The sequence below is a fragment of the Streptomyces sp. WAC 04229 genome, assembly GCF_003947455.1.
Taxonomy (GTDB): Bacteria; Actinomycetota; Actinomycetes; order Streptomycetales; family Streptomycetaceae; genus Streptomyces.
On sequence record NZ_QHJH01000345.1, the window covers coordinates 1 to 3,365 of the forward strand.

Annotated in this window: 3 protein-coding genes; all 3 read left to right on the plus strand. The window is 73.5% G+C overall.

The features are described from left to right. A partial coding sequence (locus DMH12_RS37835; protein WP_260474494.1) for an MFS transporter occupies window positions 1-1,492 on the plus strand: 1,492 nt, incomplete at its 5' end. Window positions 1,493-1,639: 147 nt separating this feature from the next. Further along, window positions 1,640-2,401, plus strand: coding sequence for a DeoR/GlpR family DNA-binding transcription regulator (locus tag DMH12_RS37840; protein WP_125495782.1), 762 nt, complete (start codon window positions 1,640-1,642; stop codon window positions 2,399-2,401). Further along, window positions 2,398-3,345: a 1-phosphofructokinase gene (pfkB, locus tag DMH12_RS37845; RefSeq protein WP_125495783.1), complete on the plus strand. Its 948-nt coding sequence runs from the start codon at window positions 2,398-2,400 to the stop codon at window positions 3,343-3,345. Before DMH12_RS37840 ends, pfkB begins: the two co-directional genes overlap by 4 nt. Window positions 3,346-3,365: the final 20 nt, after the last annotated feature.

Consider the following 3,365-nt stretch of genomic DNA (forward strand, 5'->3'; position numbering starts at 1 on the left):
CGCTTCGCCCGCCCCGCCCGCGGGCGACCGCCGCCGCTGGTTCGCCCTCGCGATCGTGATGACCGCGGCCTTCATGGACCTGGTCGACGTCACCATCGTCAACATCGCGATCCCGTCGATCCAGCGCGACGAGGGCGCCTCCGTCAGCCAGATCCAGTGGATAACGGCCGGCTACGCCCTCGCCTTCGCCGCCGGTCTGATCACCGGCGGGCGGCTCGGCGACATCCACGGCCGCAAGCGGGTGTTCCTCATCGGCATCGCCGGGTTCACCCTGGCGTCCGCGCTGTGCGGTCTGGCGGCGAACCCGGAGATGCTGGTCGCCTCCCGCATCCTCCAGGGCGCCATGGCGGCGCTGATGGTGCCGCAGGTCCTGTCGATCGTGCACGCCACCTTCCCCGCGCACGAACGCGGCAAGGTCTTCGGGCTGTTCGGCGCGATCGTCGGACTCGGCGCCGTCTCCGGCCCGCTGCTGGGCGCCCTGCTCACCGAGTGGAACCTCTTCGGCCTCGAATGGCGGCCCATCTTCCTCATCAACCTGCCGGTCGGCATCGCGGGACTCGTCCTCGGCAGCCGCTTCATCACGGAGTCCAGGGCGCCGCGCGCCCTGCGGCTGGACCTGGCCGGGGTCGCCCTGGTCACCCTCGGCATGCTGATGCTGGTCTACCCGCTCACCCGCGGCGAAGAGCTGGACTGGCCGCTGTGGGGGTTCCTGTCGATGGCCGGCTCGCTCGTGGTCCTCGCGGTGCTGGTGGCGTACGAGCGGCGCAAGAGCGCGCGGGACGGCTCGCCGCTGGTCGAGCTGTCGCTGTTCAAGGTGAAGAGCTTCGCGGCCGGTATCGCCGTGCAGACCGTCTTCGGCATCGCGCTCGGCGTCTTCTTCCTGGTGTGGACGCTGTACATGCAGGTGGGACTCGGCTGGACGGCGCTGCGGGCCGGGCTGACCGGAGTGCCGTTCTCGGTCGCCGTCTCGGTGGCGGCCGGGGTGTCGGTGCAGCTCCTGGTTCCGCGCTTCGGGCGCAAGGTGCTCCAGGCGGGCGCGCTGGTGATGGCGGCCGGGGTGCTGCTCTACATCTGGGAGTCCGAGCGCTACGGCCTCTCCGTCGCGTCCTGGCAGATGGCGCTGCCGCTCACCGTGATGGGCGCCGGCATGGGCCTGATCGTCGCGCCGCTGACCGACGCGGTGCTGTCCCAGGTGCCGCGTGAGCACGCCGGGGCCGCGTCCGGGCTCATCAACACCGTGCAGCAGATGGGCAACGCGCTGGGCCTCGGCCTGGTGTCGGTGGTCTTCTTCGGCACGATGAGCGACCACCTCACCCCCGCCCGCCTGGGCCCGGCCTACGCGGACGCCTTCGAGAACGCGCTGGCCTGGGTGGCCGGGGTGCTGGCCGTCATCTTCCTGCTGATGTTCGCCCTGCCCAAGCGGCCCGCGCAGCACGTGGAGGGGGCCGAGGCGGCGGAGCCGGCGAAGGAGAGGGAGCCCGCGCTGCTCTGAGCCCAGCCGCCCGGGGCTCCGCCGCTCATGCCCGTTCATGCCCGAGTGTGTCCGACCGTCTGTGTTTCTCTGTTTACATTCCGGAAAACCGGGGTTAGCCTCCCGAGAGAAACCACAGGTTCGGGCACAGTTCGGAGGTGAACGGTCATGTACGCACCGGAGCGGCAGCAGGGGATCCTCCGGCTCGCCCGGGACAGTGGCCGGGTGGACGTGGTGTCGCTCGCCGAGGAGTTCCAGGTGACGGCGGAGACCATCCGCCGCGACCTCACGGCGCTCGACCGCGCCGGACTGCTCCGCCGGGTGCACGGAGGCGCGATCCCGGCCGGGCGGCTCGACTTCGAGCCCGACCTCGCCGAGCGCGAGTCCACCGCCGCCGACGAGAAGGACCGGATCGCCAAGGCGGCCCTGGCCGAACTGCCCACCGAGGGCACGCTGATCCTCGACGCCGGCTCGACGGTGGCCCGCATGGCGGCGGCGATCCCGGCGGAGTCCTCGCTGACCGTCGTCACCCACAGCCTGCCCATCGCCGCCCGCCTCGCCGACCACCCCGGCATCCAGCTCCACCTGGTCGGCGGCCGGGTCCGGCACCGTACCCGCGCCGCCGTGGACGCCTGGGCGCTGCGCGCGTACGGCGAGATCCGCGCCGACGTCACGGTGGTGGCGGCCAACGGCTTCTCCGTCGAGCACGGCCTGACCACCCCCGACCTCGCCGAGGCCGCCGTCAAGCGGGCCGCCGTGGCCGCCGCCCGCCGCGCGGTGCTGGTCGCCGACTCCTCGAAGTACGGCCAGGAGCACTTCGCCCGCTTCGGCGCCCTGCACGACGTGGACCTGCTGATCACCGACACCGGGCTGACCCCCGAAGACGCGGGCGACGTCGAGCGCGCCGGCACGGAAGTGGTGCGCGCATGATCCTCACCGTCACCCCCAACCCGTCCCTGGACCGCACCTACGAGGTCCCCTCGCTCGACCGCGGCGAGGTCGTCCGCGCCACGGGCGAGCGCGTGGACCCCGGCGGCAAGGGCGTGAACGTCTCGCGGGCGGTGACAGCGGCCGGCCGGCGCACCGTCGCTGTACTGCCGCTCGGCGGGGCGCCGGGAGCACTGGTGGCCGATCTGCTGGACGCCCAGGGCATCGAGGTCGCCCCGGTGCCGATCGCGGGGGCCACCCGCTCCAACATCGCGCTCGCCGAGGCCGACGGCGTCCTGACGAAGATCAACGCACCGGGCCCCGAACTGTCCGCCGCCGAACGGGAACTGCTCCTGGAGACCGTACGGAGCCGGTCGCCAGGCGCCGACTGGATCGCCTGCTGCGGCAGCCTGCCCCGCGGCCTCGCCCCCTCCTGGTACGCCGAGCTGGTCGCCCGGGCGCACACCGCCGGTGTCCGCATCGCCCTGGACACCTCGGGGCCCGCCCTGCTCGAGGCCCTGCGCGAGCGGCCCGACGTGGTCAAGCCGAACGCCGAGGAGCTCGCGGAGGCGGTCGGACGTCCCCTCGCCACGGTCGGCGACGCCGTGAAGGCCGCCGAGGAACTGCGGGAGCTGGGCGCCCGGTCCGTGCTCGCCAGCCTGGGCGCCGACGGGCAACTGCTCGTGGCCGAGGAGGGCACCTGGTTCGGCAGCGCCCGTGTGGACGCCGTACGCAGCAATGTGGGCGCCGGCGACTCCTCCCTCGCCGGGTTCCTGATCGCCCGGGGAGCGGGGCCCGGCGCCCTCGCCTCCGCCGTCGCGCACGGCGCCGCCGCCGTCCGGCTGCCGGGCAGCGTGATGCCGACGCCGGACGACCTGGATCCGTCCGCCGTGACGGTCACCACCGAGGTGCCGACGGACCGCGCACTGCGGGAGCCGGCGTCATGACCCCCGACCCCGTCCCCGGC